This is a genomic window from Streptomyces sp. NBC_01506 (genome assembly GCF_045040295.1).
In the GTDB taxonomy this organism is placed as follows: Bacteria; Actinomycetota; Actinomycetes; order Streptomycetales; family Streptomycetaceae; genus Streptomyces.
The window spans coordinates 605882-622834 of the sequence record NZ_CP109422.1 but is presented as its reverse complement, the minus strand read 5'-3'; the positions used below and the strand labels follow the sequence as shown (position 1 = coordinate 622834).

At 67.9% G+C, this 16953-nt stretch carries 8 protein-coding genes; 7 read left to right on the top strand and 1 reads right to left on the bottom strand.

Annotation, left to right across the window (positions count from 1 at the left end; all coding sequences use genetic code 11):
* The first annotated feature begins 74 nt into the window (after nucleotides 1–74).
* The 3 genes from OG329_RS02660 (at nucleotide 75) to OG329_RS02650 (ending at nucleotide 3857) form a co-directional block, all read left to right on the top strand.
* A complete protein-coding gene (locus OG329_RS02660; RefSeq protein WP_405792405.1) occupies nucleotides 75–410 on the top strand; it encodes a DUF485 domain-containing protein in 336 nt (111 codons plus the stop codon).
* Complete coding sequence (locus OG329_RS02655; RefSeq protein ID WP_405792403.1) at nucleotides 407–2146, top strand: cation acetate symporter; 1740 nt, start codon at nucleotides 407–409, stop codon at nucleotides 2144–2146. The genes OG329_RS02660 and OG329_RS02655 overlap by 4 nt, the downstream gene beginning before the upstream one ends.
* Before the next feature lie 112 nt (nucleotides 2147–2258).
* The gene (locus tag OG329_RS02650; RefSeq protein WP_405792401.1) at nucleotides 2259–3857 is read left to right on the top strand and encodes an FAD-dependent monooxygenase; all 1599 of its coding nucleotides are present in this window, start codon (nucleotides 2259–2261) and stop codon (nucleotides 3855–3857) included.
* 90 nt (nucleotides 3858–3947) lie between these two features.
* On the opposite strand, the gene OG329_RS02645 is transcribed toward OG329_RS02650, so the two are convergent.
* On the bottom strand, nucleotides 3948–5384 hold the full coding sequence (locus OG329_RS02645; RefSeq protein WP_405792399.1) for a vanadium-dependent haloperoxidase: 1437 nt from the start codon (nucleotides 5382–5384) through the stop codon (nucleotides 3948–3950).
* Between the two features lie 579 nt (nucleotides 5385–5963).
* Here OG329_RS02645 and OG329_RS02640 point away from each other — a divergent pair.
* The 4 genes from OG329_RS02640 to OG329_RS02625 all read left to right on the top strand — a co-directional run bounded on the left by OG329_RS02640 (nucleotide 5964) and on the right by OG329_RS02625 (nucleotide 16756).
* Entirely contained in the window at nucleotides 5964–6854 is an 891-nt protein-coding gene (locus tag OG329_RS02640; RefSeq protein ID WP_405792397.1) for a hypothetical protein, read from the top strand.
* A 99-nt stretch (nucleotides 6855–6953) separates the two neighbouring features.
* Nucleotides 6954–8084 (top strand): sensor histidine kinase, encoded by a 1131-nt coding sequence (locus tag OG329_RS02635; protein WP_405792395.1) that lies wholly within the window; start codon nucleotides 6954–6956, stop codon nucleotides 8082–8084.
* Nucleotides 8081–8743, top strand: a complete 663-nt coding sequence (locus OG329_RS02630; RefSeq protein ID WP_405792393.1) for a response regulator — start codon at nucleotides 8081–8083, stop codon at nucleotides 8741–8743. Before OG329_RS02635 ends, OG329_RS02630 begins: the two co-directional genes overlap by 4 nt.
* A 189-nt stretch (nucleotides 8744–8932) precedes the next feature.
* Nucleotides 8933–16756 carry an RHS repeat-associated core domain-containing protein gene (locus tag OG329_RS02625; RefSeq protein ID WP_405792391.1) on the top strand — a complete coding sequence of 2608 codons (7824 nt, stop codon included), beginning with the start codon at nucleotides 8933–8935 and terminating at the stop codon, nucleotides 16754–16756.
* Nucleotides 16757–16953 lie beyond the last annotated feature (197 nt).

Genomic DNA, 16953 nt, shown 5'->3' with positions numbered 1-16953 from the left:
GCCCGAGACTGCCGTACTGACCGACCCCCACATCACGACGTCGTATCACGACGTCCTCAAATTGAGGAGGTGTCATGGGAGCGATGGATTCGGCAGCGGAAAGTGACCGCTATGTCGCGGTATATGACAGCGCGGAGTTCAAGACTCTGCGGCGCCGATCGAATACGTTCATCATCCGGGCGAGCATCATCTTCTACGGGTGGTGGCTCCTCGTCATCTTTCTTGCCGCCTTCGCGCCGGGCGTCTTCCGGCAGGGGCTAGGCGGCCCCATGAATGTCGGCCTGCTGTTCGTATTCCTGTCGCTCAACCTCGTGATGGTGATCTCCGGGATGTACATGCGATTCGCCCGCACCCGACTGGATCCCCTCAGTGAGCAGATCCGGGCGGACCTGGAAGGAGATCCCCGATGATGACCGGTGCCGCTCTCGCGGCCGCTCCGCCGCCTCCGGTGGACAACACGTGGGCGGCGCCGGCGATCGCCGCCGCTATGGCCATCGCCCTCGCGGTCGTGGTGTTCGCCCTGGTGCGCTCGGCGGGCGGCACCATACGCGACGGGGGCGACTTCCTTCTCGCGGGCCGGAAGATCGGTGTCGGCCAGAACGCCCTCGCGATGGTCGGCGGGGCCATCATGTACTCGACCGCGATCATCATCACCGGGCATGTCGCGCTGAACGGCTTCGACGCCGTACTCCTGCTGACGGCCTTCACGATCTCCACCGTGCTCGCGGTACTCATCTACGCCTCGCCCGTGCGCAACGTGGGCGGGCACACGATGGGCGATCTGTTCGCGCTGCGCGCCCGCGAACGCCCGGCGCGGATCGCGTCGGCGGTGATCACCCTGACGATCTACGGCATGTTCATGATCGTCATGGTGGCTGCGATCGGTATGGTCGCCAGCCGGATGTTCGACACCAGCTCCACGGTGAACAAGCCCCTGGTGGCCATCGTGGTCGCCGTCGTCGGTCTGGTCGCCATCATGTACGTCTACGTCGGCGGGATGCTCGGAATCACCCGGATGCTGGTGCTCAAGGTGGTTCTGGTGGTCGGCCTGATCGCCGTACTCACCGGCATCGTCATGGCCAGATACAAGCTGAACATCTTCGCCCTGCTCGACGACGCCGAGGCCAACGCGGCACCGGACAAACGCGGTTTCGACCTGCTGGGTCCGGGCCGCCTGTTCGGCGAGGGCTCCACGCCGAACTCGGGGCAGGACCCCTGGGTCCATCTGTCCAAGACCTTCTCCATCGCCGTCGGGGTCATGGGGATGCCGTTCCTCTTCATGCGCTACTTCGTGGCCACCAGCGGCCGCGCCGCGCGCCGGTCGGCCGGCTGGGCGTCGATGATCATTGTCGGGTTCTACCAGTGCATGATCGTCCTCGGTCTCGGCGCCATCGCGATACTCGGCGCCAAGAACATCGGCGTGATCCCGGCCCACCGCGACATCACCCTGCCCAAGCTCGCGGACGAACTCGGCGGTCAGTGGGCGTCCGGCGCGCTCGGCGCGGTGGCCCTGCTGTCGGTCGGCTCGGTCTTCGCGGTGCTGCTGATGAACGCGGTCATGTGCTTCACCAAGGACATCAACGCGGCCCGCGGCCGTAAGCCGGAACCGGCGACCGAGCTGAAGGACATACGGCGCAACGGACTGGTCATCGGAATCGTGACCCTCATCGTGGGCATGGTGATGCTGACGCAGCTCACCCACGTCTTCATTCCGACATCGATCGACGTGGGGGCCGCCACCGTCCTGCCGGCGGTCGTCTACTCGATGTTCTGGCGCCGCTTCAACACCGCGGGACTGATGTGGACGGTCTACGGAGGGCTCGCCGTGACCATGTTCATGGTCGTGTTCTCCAACGGGGTGTCGGGTGACCCCGCCGCCCTGTTCCCCGACGCCGACTTCAAGTTCGTGGACTTCGAGCCCGGACTCCTCGGCGCGCCGCTCGGCTTCCTGTTCGGCTACATCGGCACGCTCACCAGCGACGAGCGTAACGACGCCGGCTACGCCCAGATGCGGGTACGTGCCCTCACCGGCGCCGTCATCCCCGCCCGTACCGACGTGGGGACCGACGCCCGCAAGGACCTGCCGGGCCCGCGCGGCGTCGACGAGCCCGACCGGGAGAAACGGACGTCCAGCGAAGCGCTCTGAGCAATCCCGAACGGTGTGGGGCGGTCCGACCGCCCCACACCGTTCTGCGCTCGCCAAGCGCCCAGCCCCAGCCCCACCCCAGCCCCACCCCAGACCCCCTCGGGAGGCAATCGTGGATCCGGTACCGGTTCTTGTCGTGGGCGCGGGCCCGGTCGGCATGGTCACCGCTCTCGCACTCGCCCGCCACGGCGTTCACTGCGTTCTCGTCGACCGGGACTTCGAGACGTCCGTCCATCCGAAGCTGGACTACGTCAACTCCCGCAGCATGGAGTTCTTCCGGCAACTCGGGATCGCCGACGACGTCCGGGCCGCCGGTGCCGGGCCGGAGCATCCGGCCGACGTCATCTGGTCCACCGGCCTCGCGGGTGAGCCGATCACCACCTGGAGCCTGCCCTCGGTGTCCGAGCAGTGGCGGCGTATCACCGAGAACAACGACGGCACCCAGCCCGCCGAGCCCGGCCAGCGGATCTCCCAGATCGATCTGGAACCGGTCCTGCGTGCCCACTGCCGGCGCGAACCGCTCATCGAGCTGCGCCGCGGCCTGCGCTTCGACTCCCTCACCCAGGACGACGAGGTGGTGACCAGCCACCTGGCCGACGTACTGACCGGCGATCACCTCCGGCTGCGATCGCGGTACGTGATCGGTTGCGACGGTGCGTCGAGCCAGGTCCGCACGGCGGTGGGCATCGGCCAGGAGGGCTTCGACGTCCCCGGCCTGCCGGGCGCCTTCATGGTGCACTTCAAGAGCCGCGATCTGGACACCCTGCACCGGCACGGGCGGTTCTGGCACTACTTCGCCTTCAGATACATCATCATCGCCCAGGACGAGGTGGACACCTGGACCGCGCACGTCAACGGCGTGGACCCGGCCGAGTTCGACACACCACCGGCCGATCCCGCGGCATTCCTGCGCGACACGATGCGGGTGGACCTGAAGATCGACAAGGTGCTGCTGACCTCTCGCTGGCGCCCCGGCTTCATGATCGCGGACCACTACCGCGCCGGACGGGTTCTCCTCGCCGGCGACGCCGCTCACCGAATGTTCCCCACCGGCGCGTACGGAATGAACACGGGCATCGGCGACGCGATCGACGCGGCATGGAAGATCGCCGCCCTCGTGAAGGGCTTCGGCGGCCCCGCTCTGCTCGACAGCTACGAGGCCGAACGCCACCCGGTGGGGCTGCGCAACATGCGTACGTCGCACCGGCACCTCGGCGTGCACCTCGAGGCGGGGCGACTCCTGCGCGAGGGCGCCCCGATCGAGGCCGTGGCGTCCTTCCTCGACGCGGAGCGGGGCGAGAACGAGTACCCGGGAATCGAGCTGGGCTACCGCTACGACGGCTCGCCCGTCGTCTGCCACGAGGACTCGCCCGGACCGCCGTGGAGCCCTCAGGAGTACACACCGACGACCTGGCCCGGAGCCCGTCCGCCCAGCCTGCTGCTCGAGGACGGGACACCGATCCTCGATCGCTTCGGCCCGTCCTTCACGCTCATCGACTTCGCCGGTGACGGGAGCGCTGACGCGCTCCTCGAAGCGGCGGCCGCTCAACGTCTGCCGCTCAGCCACGTGGTGGTGGCGGACGCAGGCGCCCGGCGGACATGGGAGCGCGACCTCGTACTTCTGAGGCCCGACCACCATGTGGCCTGGCGCGGGAACAACGCCCCCGCGGACCCGGCCGCCGTGGTCCGACGCGTACGAGGCGCTTCGTAATCCCCTGGCAGACAGCAGACAGCAGACAGCAGCCGACTGCCGACGACGCCTGGGGGGAGGCGTCGTCGGCAGCCGGCGTCGGTGGGGAGCTCAGCCGCCGTTCAGCTTGCGCTGGACGAACTCGTAGCTCAGGTCGCCGATCTCCGGCGCGTACTCGTTCGAGGCATCGATCGAGGCAGGGAAGTTCTCGCCGCCCCAGACCCTGCTCTCACCGCAGTCGTCGGCGAAATCGGTCCAGTTGCTCCAGTGCAGAGTGAGATCACCGGCCGGGGTGGCTCCCGGTTCGACCAGGGAAGAACCCTTGGCGACGGGGAAGTTGATGTCGATCTTGTCCGTGCCGGTGAATCGCCGTACCTGCTGGGCGAAGGCGAAACAGAGTGAGGAAGTCGCGGAGGGATACTCGGGGTGGTCGGCCGAGTTCATGTTCAGATAGCTCTGCCACTCGTTCCCGGTGATGTCGTTGACGGTGCCCTTCTCCGGTCCGCCCCACGCCGTCACGTTCTTCTTCCCGTACAGGTAGTGAATCGCGCTGAACGGCCGCACCGAGTCGTATTTGCGCTTGAAGTGCCAGGTGGCGATGGTGACATCGACAAAGGCGACGTCGGACGTGGTGATGTAGTGCACCATCTTCTCGGTGCTGTACTTGCCCCCGGTGACCACCGGAGTGCCGGCGACAGCCCCGAAGGTCAGCACCTTGTCGTTGAAAAGCTCGGCGGTCATCTTCTGGCGGTCGTCCAGGTTCGCCGACGCTTTCAGGACCTCGTCGGCCTGACGCTGGTACGCCTTGCGATTGAAGTGGTTGCTCTGCGTCGGCGGAGAGACCTTGAACTGGGTGGGACTGTCGTACGAGAACGGCCGCACCCGGCCGAACTGGGGAGTCGCGAACTGCTGCTCTTTGAAGACGTTGTTCACCGTGGTCACGTTCGGCTGCCAGCGCGACGGGTTACGCAGCTCGTAGGCGCTGTTGACCGGCCGGTAGCCCGTGTAGTCCGCGTAGGGCTGCTTGTTGTACTCCCGACCGCCTTCGTCGCCCGCCCGGTTGGAACCGTCATTCTCCCGCGCCGCCATGGCGTTCTTGGCGGCGAGAATCCCAATACCGCTCGGAGTCGTCGGGTCTTCCTCGGTGTTGTCGGGGTCGAGGCCCGCCGCTTCCATCATCTCGAGCCAACGCGACTTGTACTGCGGAAGGATTTCGTTGAACGAGGTGAAAGCGGAGTAGATGACGGCGATGTTGATGTTACGCGTCGTGTGCTCGTCGCTCGGGCGCCGGCCGAGGTCCGAGAAGATACCTGAAGCCGTGGGGTGGTACGGGGCTATGGCGTCGAACCACGGCATCTCTATCAGCATGGCGTGATCCACGGTCAACGAGACGGACCGGCCGGAGCTCTGCTCGCGCGACACCCGCTGGAACTTCGGATAGATGACTTCGATCAGGGCGTTCCCGTGATCGAGATCGAAAGCCGCCGCTTTCTGCGGGGCCGCAGGCGCGGCGCTGGTGAGTGATCCCACCAGAGTCACCGCGGTCACGATGGTCACCGCGTACCCCAGGCGTCGGCTCCGCGGTCGCCTCAAATTCGTCACCGGAATTTCTCCTTGTCGGTCGACCTTCTGAATATCCGCAATCTGAGTAGTCGCAAGGGGCCGCGATTCCATTGAATCGAGGTTGGCAGGATCTTGAACGACGCTAGCGGGTCCCATTCTTCGAGTCCACTACTCGATTGAGCAGTGGACACTACCCACGCCGGGGCGGCGGCGGGGGTTGCTCGCGGTGCGACCCTGCGCCGATGATGCGGAGGGAAGGCAGTTTCCGTACGTGCATCAGCTCCTACCTATTGATAGGTGAGTGTTCGGATGTGGGGCAATGTGGAGACCCTGGAGATGGCCGGCAACTCAACCAGTGAGGGATTCCCGGCGCGCGAGGCGCATGCGCGGGGCCCGATCGCGTCGGACCGCAGGACCACCGTTTCGGTGCCGATATCCTCCCTGCTTCCCGGTGATTCACCCCGACTGGCCGGGGAGAATGCCGAACATGTAAGGCTGTTGGCCGGGACACAGGATCTTCCGCCGATTCTTGTGCACCGGAGCACGATGCGGGTCATTGACGGTATGCATCGGCTGCGAGTCGCCAGGCTGCGGGGCGACGAGAATGTCCTTGTCGAGTTCTTCGACGGTGACGAGAACGAAGCCTTTCTGCTCTCCGTCAACGCCAACATCAAGCATGGGCTGCCGCTTTCGCTGGCCGACCGGGAGGCGGCGGCGGGCCGCGTCCTCACCATGTACCGGCAATGGTCGGACCGGGCCATCGCCGCCGCCACCGGGCTGTCCCCGACGACGGTGAGCGCGATCCGCCGGCGTGCGTTCGTCCCGGCGGCGGAGCGGGAGAGCGGTCGCGTGGGGAGAGACGGGCGAGTGCGTCCCGTGGACGGTTCGTCAGGCAGACGGCGGGCGAGCGAGGTGATCGCCATGAGGCCCGACGCGTCCCTGCGCGCCATCGCCAGGGAGGCCGGTATCTCGGTGGGGACGGCGCGAGACGTGCGCCAACGGCTTCAGGCGGGCCGAGACCCCGTCCTGGCCCCTCAGCCGCCCACCGCCGAGGCGCACAGGCCGTCGCCCCACGACGGGGTGGACCCGCGGCGGCGACACGGCACGGGCAACGCCCAGCCGAGGAACACCCAACAGAACAACATGCCTCAGGGCAGCACTCCGCACGGCAGCACTCCGCAGCGGAACCCCCCCCAGAGCGGCGACTGGCGCGCGGTGCGGGGCAATCTCAGCAGTGACCCCGCGGTGAAGTACGCGGAGAACGGCCGCGCCTTCGTCCGATGGGTCGACGGTCACATGGTCGAGCCGGTCGAGTGGTGCGGGCTGGTCGACGCGGTACCGCCCCACTGGCGATATTCCGTCGCCGAGTTGGCCCGGTCGTGCGCGGGAGCCTGGCTGGACTTCGCCCAGGAACTCGAGCAGAGAGCGCGGACGCAATCCGATTCCGCCGGCTGACGGATTCCCGGACCCCGCGAAAAGTACCGTGGGCGTGGTAGTCAACTACTCGTCCGCCAGCAGGAGTTGTATGTGGCGAGATCCGGCTAAGGTGCCCGTATGAGCACAGGACTGGCCAGTGTCTGGGCCCAGGTAAGAGGTTGGGTGATCGCGGTCTGCGTGGCCGCGATGCTGCTGATCACCGCGCTGGCCGAGGATCACGCCGCCAGGGATCTCGATGTACTGGGATACGCGTTCGTCGTGACGAGCGGCCTGGCACTGGCATTCGGCCGCCGGGCTCCCGTCCCCGTCCTGGCCGTCACCGGGCTGTGCGCGCTGGGATACAACGCGGTCGGATTCGAAGTGCCCGCCGTCGCCTACCTGTTCGCGGTGTACGCCGCCGTACGGTCGGGGCACCGGATCATCACCCTGGTGACGAGCGTGGCCCTGCTGCTCACCCTCCCGCTCGCGGTCATGGCCTCACCCGGCGACGGGCCCGCGGGCGACGCGTTCGTACAGGCCCGGGGCGTCCTCGAACTGGCCTGGCTGATCGCCGCCGGCGCCGCCGGTGAGGCGCTGTGGCAGGCCGAGCGACGGGCGAACGAAGCCGAGCGCACCCGCGAGGAGACGGCGCGACTGCGTGCGACCGAGGAACGGCTGCACATCGCACGGGAGTTGCACGACTCGCTCACCCACCAGATCTCGATCGTCAAGGTGCAGGCCGAGGTCGCCGTGCATCTGGCCCGCAAGCGCGGCGAGCGGGTACCGGAGGCCCTGCTGGCGATCCAGCAGGCCGGCCGCGAGGCGACGCGGGAACTGCGGGCGACGCTGGAGACGCTGCGCGACGACGGCGAGACGTCCGCGCACGGTCTCGACCACCTCCCCGAACTGGTCGAACGGGCCCTGGGAATAGGGCTGAAGACGACGCTGACGATCGAAGGACAGCGACACGACGTGCCGGACGCGGTGGACCGGACCGCCTACCGCATCGTCCAGGAGTCCCTGACGAACACCGCCCGGCACGCCGCCGCGGCCACCGCGTCGATCCGGATCGACTACCGCTCGGACGCTGTCGCCATCCAGATCGACGACGACGGAACGGCCGATCCCGGCGCCGAACTGGTACCCGGTGTCGGGCTGTTGGGGATGCGCGAACGCGTCACCGCGCTCGGCGGCAGGCTGCGCGCGGAGCCGCGCGTCGAAGGCGGGTTCACCGTCCAGGCCGAACTCCCCATGGTGAGGGTCTCGTGATCCGTGTCCTGCTCGTGGACGACCAGCCGCTCCTTCGCAGCGGCTTCCGCGCGCTTCTCGACGCCGAGGACGACATCAAGGTGGTGGCCGAGGCCGCCAACGGCAAGGAGGGCCTGGCCCACGCCAGGGAACACCTGCCGGACCTCGCCCTCATCGACATCTCGATGCCGGTCATGGACGGCATCGAGGCGACCCGCCAGATCGCCGCCGACCCGGTCCTCGCCCAGATCCACGTCGTCATCCTGACCAACTACGGCCTCGACGAGAACGTCTTCAACGCGCTGCGCGCGGGCGCCGCCGGATTCCTGGTCAAGGACATCGAGCCGGACGACTTCCTGCACTCCGTACGCGTCGCTGCACGCGGGGACGCCCTGCTCTCACCGTCGATCACCAGAATGCTGATCAGCCGGTACGTCGCCCAGCCGCCCAGCACAGGGGTCGCCAAGGGCCTGGAGGAGCTGACCAACCGCGAACGCGAGGCCGTCGCCCTGGCCGCGCAGGGCCTGTCCAACGACCAGATCGCCGACTTCATGGTGATCAGCCCGCTCACCGCGAAGACCCACATCAACCGCGCGATGACGAAACTCCAGGCCCGCGACCGCGCCCAACTGGTGGTCCTCGCCTACGAGTCCGGCCTGGTGGCCCCCCGAATCCGCTGAACGCGTCGGCCTCGCGGGAGCGTGATCCGGCCGTCTTCGCCCTGCCCTTCAAGGCTGTTGGCGTGATCTTGTCATTTTCCGCCCTGCTGTGACGGATTGTGTGTAAGTTGTGACCGCTCGCATGGGGAGTGTGAGCGTCATGGGTCCTTGGTGACGCATGGGGGGGCTCCGGGGAGGGACGCGGTGCGCATGCACGGCGAACGCTTTGGGATACGGCTGTCCGCACGCAGACGGCTGTCCGCACGTAGACGGTCGCTGACGATCGGTCTGCTCGCGCTGGCCCTGTCGGCGGGCCTGGTCTCGGCGGAAGCGGCACCACCGCCACCGGCCCCGCCGCCGGGCGCTTCCACGCCGAAACTGGTCGACGCCCCGGCGGCTCCTGTCGGCCCGGTGGCCCCGGCGAGTGCGGATGCGGCGGCGGCCGAGCCGACGACGAAGAACGCCGTGTACGCCTACGACGCGGCGTCGCGGCTGGTCGGCGTGACGGACCCGGCGGGCGAGACGGCCCGCTACCGCTACGACGCGGCGGGCAACCGCCTCGGCGTAGACCGCTTCGCGTCGAGCACCCTGTCGGTCCTATCCCTGGTCCCCGTCCGCGCCCAGGCGGGCAAGGAGGTCACCCTCTCCGGCACCGGTTTCTCCCCGACCCCGGCCTCCAACTCGGTGAAGTTCGGTACGACGACGGCCACGGTCACCTCCGCGTCCGCGACCCGCCTGGTGGTGACGGTCCCGGCGGGTGCCGCCGACGGCAAGGTGTCGGTGACCACGGGCGGTACGACGGCGCAGTCCCCCGAGTCGTTCACCCTGGCCACGCCCGGCCCTTCGATCACGAAGGTCGAGCCGACGTCAGGTGTCGTGGGCTCTCGCGTGGTGCTGACCGGGACGAACTTCGCCCCGGCGGCATCGGAGAACGTCGTGCGGTTCACCGGGGGTGTGATCGGCGAGATCGTGAGCCGCACCAGCACGGCACTGACCGTGCAAGTGCCGCTCGGGGCCGCGAACGGCCCGCTGGAGATCGCCACCCCGGACGGCGAGGCGACCTCCGCCACCAGCTTCCGGATCCTCTACGGCGACGGTGGCGGTGAGATCGAGACGTCCGAGGAGACCACGGTCGGGGACGAGACCCCGCCGACGGTGTCGGTCACCACCGCGGGCAATCAGGCACAGGTGGTCTTCAACGCGTTCGCCGGTGACGACATCAACATCGGCATCACGGGCTCCACATTCAACTCGACGGTGAACGCCCGACTGATGGATCCGCAGAACAAGCGCGTGGATTCCTTCGCCTTCTCGCGAGAGCAGGCCGACGGCGAGTTCACCGATGTGCCGGTCAGCGGCCAGTACTCGCTGATACTGGACCCCGGATCGAGCAACATCGGAGCCGCGACCGTCGTTGTGTCGAGCCCGAAGACCGCCGCGCTCACCCTCTCCGGAGCACCGGTCATCTCGCAGCTCACCCGGCCGGGGCAGGACCAACTGCTCACGTTCACCGGCGCGTTGGGCACCTCGCTGAGCCTGGCGATCGACGCCGCCCAGATGCCCGGTGGACTGACCGCGCGGCTGTACGGTCCGAACGGCGCCCAGCTCGAGTCGGCCTCCATCACCGGCGCGAGCGGCGCCATCGACGTGGACGCGCTCCCGCAGTCGGGGACGTACACCCTGGCGCTGGACCCCGCGAAGGGCGGCAGCGGCACCCTCACGGTGACCGCGTCGCCCTACGTGGACGCCGGCACGCTCGCACTGACGGGACCGCCTGTCGTCGTGTCGCTCACCCGTGCGGGGCAGGACGGACTCGCCCGGTTCTCGGCCGAGGCGGGTCAGCGCGTGTCCCTGGGGGCGACGGCCGCGGGCTTCGGCGCTTCCGTGCAGTTGGATATCCGACGCCCGGACGGATCCGAGGTCGGCTCCTTCTACACCCCCGCCGAAGGCACCGAGGACTGGGACAGCGAACCGCTCCCGGACACCGGCGTCTACACCGTCGCGGTGCACCCCAACGGGGATCTGGCGACCGGTTCGGTGTCACTGTCGCTCTCCCGCCCGGTCAGCGTGGCCCAGCTCAGTGTGGCCGGTTCCGCCGTTCCGATGGACGTCGGCCGCACGGGCCAGGACGCGGAGACGGTCTTCCAGGGCCAGCAGGGTGACACCCTCTCCCTCGGTGCGACCGGCAGCACCTTCACCGAGTACGTGGACGTCACGGTGGTCGCGCCGTCCGGTGCGAAGGTCGTCGACGGAGTCAACGTGTCCGCCGGCGCGTCGGCCACCATCGGGCTCCCGCCGCTTCCGGAGACCGGTACCTACCGCCTGTACGCCGACCCGAACGACGGCGCGGTCGGAGCCCTGTCGATGATCCTCTCCGCCGACGTGCGGACGACGCTGACACCGGACGGCCCCCAGCAGGCCACCACGACCGCCCGCGCCGGTCAGCGCGTGCGGGCGCAGTTCACCGCACCCGATGCCGCGTCCCTCGGTATCGGCATCACCGCCAACACCATGCCGGAGATCACGGAGATCACTCTCCTCGGCCCGGCCGGCGGCACGGGAACGACCGTCGGACGCATGGCCCGTACGGCGCCCGAGGCGTACTACGTGAACGACCTCACGCCGGGGACCACGTACACCCTGCTCCTCGAACCGGAGGAAGCAGCCAACGGCGCCATGACGCTCTGGCTGTCGAAGCCGGTCCAGGCGGGCACCCTGACCGCCGGATCCGCACCGCGCGTCGGGCAGATCACCCGCGCCGGCCAGCAGCTCGAGTACCGGACAGACGTGGTCGCCGGCGCCGGCGCGGCCGTCGTCTTCGACACAACCACGTTCGCCAAGACGTCGACGCTCGTCCACCGCGCTCCGGACGGTACGGAGGAGAGTCTTGGCTCCCTTACCAGGACGTCGTCCGCCGAGGCCGACCTGCGCGCGCCGCTGACGGTAGGCACCCACCGGGTGTTCGTACGTCCCAGCGAGCCGGTCACCGGCACCACAAGCGCGACGCTGATCCCCGACGCGGACGGTGGAGCACTGGCCACCACAGGCACGCGTAAACCCGTCACCATCGCCACGGCGGGCCAGAACGGCCGCTACACCTTCACCGGCACCCAGGGCCAGAAGCTCACCCTCGGTCTGAACACCCCGCCCGCCGCCTGGTCGTTGTCCGTGTACGGCCCGGACGGCAAGTGGCTGGTCGACGGGCGCTCGATGAGCGCGACCGCCGTCACGTACGCACTGCCGACGCTCCCGGCCACCGGCACGTACACGCTCACGGTCGATCCGAACACTCTCAAGACCGGCACCTACACCCTGGGTCTGACGGCAGCCGCGGCGCTCACCGGTGCGGACAAGGCCGACGCTTCGCCGGACAAGCCGAAGACGGTCGGCGACGACACCGCACCCCCGGCCACCCGTACCACTCCCAGCGGCCCGGACGCCTGGCAGCCGGACAAGGGAAACCTCGCCGGCTACGACTGGCTGACCCGGCGTGGCGACGCCCCCAAGGGCCCGGCCGGGCTCCGTGCCCCGCCCAAGACCACCGCGCTGACCGGTCACGTCCTCAAGCTCGACGGCAAGCCGCTGGCGAAGGTCACGGTCTCCGTCGGCAAGAAGTCCGCGAAGACGGACGCGCGCGGCAGGTTCGTGCTGAGCGGTATCGCCGACACGTCCACCACCCTCGTGGTCGACGGCGCGAGTGCGAACAACTCCAAGCGCAGTTACGGCCGTTACGACATCCGGATCACCCCGAAGGCGGGCCGGACGGTCGATCTCGGGTTTCCCGTGTGGATGACTCCGCTGGACACGAAGAACACGGTGAGGTTCGCGGCTCCGGCCAAGGCCGACGTCGTGCTGAAGACCCCGAAGATCCCAGGTCTCGAAGTCCACATCCCCAAGGGCTCGGTGGTCCGCGACGAGAAGGGGAAGCCGGTCACGGAGCTGGGGATCACGGCGATCCCGATCGACCGGCCGCCGTTCCCGCTGCCGAAGAACGGCATCGTGCCGGTGTACTTCACCGTGCAGCCGGGCGGTACGTACGTCTTCCCCGAGGGCGCGCAGATCATCTACCCGAACTACACGCGTGAGGCCCCCGGCACTCGGGTCAAGTTCCAGGACTACGACCCGAAGAAGAAGGGCTGGTACGTCTACGGCACGGGTGAGGTGTCGGCGGACGGCCGTCAGGTCATACCCGACAAGAAGACCCGTGTATGGGCCTTCCACGGCGCGATGTTCAACATCGACGACCTCATTCCGTGGGAAGACACCTGGATCGAGGATGTCATCGACTGGCTGTCGGGAGACCCGGTCGAGCTGTCGACGGGCCTGCTGACCGACTCCCGTACCGACCTCGCGGTCGCCGGTTCGAACGCTTCCGCCGACGTCACACGCACCTACTGGCAGGGCGACAAGGAGAAGCGTGCCTTCGGTATCGGCCGCGACCTGTCCTACAACGCTTTTCTGCACTCCGAGAAGCAATGGGACGAAGTGGATCTTTATCTGCCGGGCGGCAGCAAGACCCACTTCACCCGCACCTCGTCGGGGAACGACTGGACCAACGCGGAGTTCGAGCCGCTCGACACGTCGTCCGACTTCCAGGGCTCGAAAATCACCTGGAAGGGCTTCAACGGCGGCTGGGACCTGACGTTCCGCGACGGCACGGTGTGGGTGTTCCCGCAGTACGCGGCGCTCAAGGAGATCCGTGACCGGCACGGCAACACGGTCAAGCTGACCCGCAGGGACGGCAGGAACGGCGAGATCACCCGCATCACCGCATCCGGCGGACGGTGGATCGCGCTGGACTACGACACCCAGCACCGTGTCTCCGTCGCGAGGGACAACACCGGCCGCAGCACCTCGTACACGTATGACAGCGCCGGCCGTCTGGAGACGGTGACGGACGCGGCCGGCAAGGTCAGCCGGTACACGTACGACGGCACGTCGAACCGGATCAAAACGGCTGTCGACGCCCGTGGCATCACGTACATGACGAACGAGTTCTACGCCGACGGCAGGGTGAAGGAGCAGACCCTCACCGAGGGCGCGGCGTACTCGTTCGCGTACACGCAGACCGGTGCCGGGAAGGTCACATCGGCGAGCGTGACACAGCCGGGCGGCTCCGTGCGGCGAGTCGAGTTCGACGCGGACGGCTACGGCGTCAAGGACACCGAGGCGTACGGGAGTTCGCTGGCACGGGCCACGCAGTACCACCGTGGCCCGAAGCACCGGATCGACGCGGTGACCGATCCGTACGGCCGGCGCACGGAGTTGACGTACGACGCGAACGGCTACGTCACGCGCACGACGGAGCTGGCAGGTACGGCGCAGGCGCGCCAGTCGGGTACGGCGGTGTACAACGGCCCGTACGACCAACCCACCTCCCTCGCCGATGCGTTGGGCAACGAGACGAGACTCGCGTATGACGCAGAAGGTGATCTGCGGACGGTCACGGACCCCGAGAACCGGGAGACGACCCTCACTCACACACCGGACGGTCAGATCAAGACCGTTACCGACGCGTCGAACGCGGTCACGGAGTACACATACCGCCACGGCGAGTTGGTCTCCGTGAAGGACGCGGAGGGCCGAACGGGCGGCCAGTTCCTGGACGCGGCGGGCCGTCCGACGGTCATGACGGACGAGGCGGGTTCGCGTACGACGCTCACGTACGACGCGCTGAACCAGACCCGTCAACTCACGGACCCACTCGGCCAGTCGACATCTCTCGCATACGACGAGAACGGCAACCTCAAGACACTGACGGACGCCCGGCAGAACAGCACCACTTGGGCGTACGACGACGCGGACCGCACGAAGTCGGTGACGGACCCGCTGGGCGCGCAGGCGTTGTTCGGGTACGACGTGGCGGGCCGGCTGACGAAGGTGACCAGCCGTTCCGGGCAGGTCGCCACGGCCGAGTACGACCTGCTGGGCCGGTCGAAGAACACCAAGTACGGCGTGAACGCGGCCGGTGTGGCCGAGTCCACGGCCACGTACGCGTACGACGCCGTGGACCTGCCGAAGACGGTCACGGACACGCAGGCGGGCACGGAGACGTTCGGTTACGACGTGTACGACCGGCTGAAGACGGTCAACGGCCCGACGGGGACGGTGGGTTACGACTACGACGCGGCGGACCGCCGCAAGGAGATGACGGCGGCGGGGAGCACCACGCTCTACGGCTACGACACCTCCAGCATCCTCACGTCCGTCACCTCGGGCGGCCAGGCCGTGACGTTCGGTCTGGACGCGGTGGGCCGGGAGAAGACGGCGAGCCTGCCGGGCGGCATCAGCCGCACCACCACACTCGACAAGACCGGCACCGTCCAGGCCATCGACTACACGAAGGGCACGACCGGCGTCGGCGACCTCACCTACACCCGAGACACCAGGGGCCTCCAGACGGGCCTGACCGGCAGCCTCGCCTCCGTCGCACTCCCCGCCGCCGAAACGGGCGCGGTGTTCGGCAAGGACAACCGGGTTACGTCTTTGGGCGGCCGTTCCTTCACGTACGACGCTGACGGACAGCTCACGTCGGACGGCAAGAGGACGTACGCCTGGAACGCCCGGGGCGAGTTGTCGGGTGTGGAGTCGGCCGCAGGTGGTCCGGCCGCCCTGTTCGGCTACGACCCGCTGGGCATCCGCAGCTCGAAGAAGCTGGGCGACACGACGCAGAAGTACCTCACCGATGGCTCGAACCCGCTGGTGGAACAGACTGGTTCGGGCGCGACTTCGGCAACGGTGGCCACGTCGGGTCTGGACGAGTATCTGACCCGCACGGAGAACGGTGCGACGCAGGTCTATCTGACGGACGCGCTGGGCAGTGTGGTGGGCCTGGCGAACGCGGACGGCACGGTCGCCACGAGCTACACCTACGACCCGTACGGCCAGCCGACCGCTTCGGGGGCGGACTCGACCAACCCGTACACGTTCACTGGCCGCGAGTCGGACGGCACGGGCCTGCTGTACTACCGCAACCGCTACTACGACCCCGAGTCCGGCCGTTTCATCTCCCAGGACCCGATCGGCTACGCGGGCGGCACGAACCTCTACCAGTACGCCCTCAGCTCCCCGACGACGTACACCGACCCCACGGGCAACTCCCCGATGCTGGCAGGCTGCGTGATCGGCGGCCTGGGCGAGGCGGGCCTGGACTGGCTGGGCCAGCGGCTGTCGGGCCGGAAGGTCAACTGGGGCCAGGTCGGCACGTCGGCGGCGCTGGGCTGCGCGGGCGGCATGCTCGGCAAGATCAAGCTGCCGAGCTGCGGGAAGGGCTTCCGCTTCCCCAACAGCTTCACGGCCGACACCCAGGTCCTCCTGGCGGACGGCACCCGCAAACCGATCAAGGACATCCGGATCGGCGACCAGGTCCTTGCCACCGACCCGGAGACGGGGGAGTCGGGTCCCCGTCCGGTGACGGCCTTGATCAAGGGCACGGGCGACAAACAACTGGTCGACATCACCCTGACCGGCGGTAAGACCAACACCCTCACCGCCACGGACGGCCACCCCTTCTGGGTTCCGGCCCTCGGCCGCTGGGCCGAGGCGGATGAACTCACCGCAGGCCAATGGCTCCAGACCAGCACCGGCACCTGGGTCCAGATCACCGCAGTCACCCACCACACCAAGTCGTTGGCGGTCTACAATCTCACCGTCGACGACCTCCACACGTACTACGTGTATGCAGGCGTCACGCCGGTACTCGTTCACAATGCAACGCCAGGCCAGAAGTGCGATCTTACGCTGGGTGCTGGGCCGAATGCCCGCGAGGGGGTAGCCCTGGAAAACGGCGACATTGAGGCAGATGGTGTTCGAGATTTGATCACTGAATCAGGAAACGCCCACGGTTGCCACACTTGCCCCGCCAAGACCCCTGGGACCAAGGACGGGGACTGGATCCCGGATCACCAGCCTCCGTCCAGTCTCGTTCCTCCTGGGTTCCCTCAGACGGCGTACCCTCATTGCCTGCCCTGTGCTCGACGGCAGGGCGGCATTGTCTCGCAGATTTCACAAGGAAGGAGTAAAAAGGAATGGTAGCCAATGGACCCGCAGTTTCATTCCTGGCGAAAGTAGAGCACGGATGCCTGATCTTGCGCGATGCGGTAAGTGAAGACGACGTCACGGGCTGGGATCCGGAAGCGAGTCATTGGCACAGAGCGGGAAGTTCGCTCATCTTTGGTGTCCAGGCTAGCGTTGACGGTCCGGTGGAATGTGAGGTGTGGAAGTCGGTTCCT

Coding starts and splice junctions, on each gene's coding strand:
- OG329_RS02640 (WP_405792397.1), top strand. CDS start 5,964: ATGCATCGGCTGCGAGTCGCCAGGCTGCGGGGCGACGAGAATGTCCTT.
- OG329_RS02660 (WP_405792405.1), top strand. CDS start 75: ATGGGAGCGATGGATTCGGCAGCGGAAAGTGACCGCTATGTCGCGGTA.
- OG329_RS02635 (WP_405792395.1), top strand. CDS start 6,954: ATGAGCACAGGACTGGCCAGTGTCTGGGCCCAGGTAAGAGGTTGGGTG.
- OG329_RS02625 (WP_405792391.1), top strand. CDS start 8,933: ATGCACGGCGAACGCTTTGGGATACGGCTGTCCGCACGCAGACGGCTG.
- OG329_RS02655 (WP_405792403.1), top strand. CDS start 407: ATGATGACCGGTGCCGCTCTCGCGGCCGCTCCGCCGCCTCCGGTGGAC.